Below are 426 nucleotides of genomic sequence, written 5' to 3'. Positions count from 1 at the left end.
CTTCGCGCTCGCGCAGGAGGCCGTGGAGAACCTCGACGTACGCGAGATCGCCCACGCCCACCTGGTCGAGCTGAACGACCGGTGCGGGCACACCGTGCACCTCGCCGTCTACGAGGAGCAGGAAGTCCTCTACATCGACAAGGTCGTGAGCCGCTACCCGGTCCGGATGTACTCGCGGATCGGCAAGCCCGTCGCGATCACCGTCGCGGCCGTGGCAAAGCTGCTGCTGGCCGACCTCACCGAGCCCGAGCGGCGCGCGATCGCCGAGAAGCTCGACTACCCCATGTACACGTCCCGTTCGACGCCGAACGCGGCCGCCTTCCTCAAGGAGCTGGCCGTCGTCCGCGAACAGGGCTGGGCCACCGAGGTCGGTGGCCACGAGGAGTCCATCAACTGCATCGGCGCCCCCATCCGGGGCGCCGATGC

General features: G+C 69.0%; 1 protein-coding gene. It reads left to right on the top strand.

The window, feature by feature from the left end; genetic code table 11:
• Window positions 1–426: IclR family transcriptional regulator (locus tag RNB18_RS52625; protein ID WP_311721132.1), on the top strand; the 426-nt coding region annotated here is incomplete at both ends.

Origin of the sequence: Streptomyces doebereineriae, from assembly GCF_031845645.1 — a bacterium.
GTDB lineage: Bacteria > Actinomycetota > Actinomycetes > Streptomycetales > Streptomycetaceae > Streptomyces > Streptomyces canus.
Note: the sequence above shows the minus strand (reverse complement) of the source record. Positions and strands in the feature narration are given on the sequence as shown.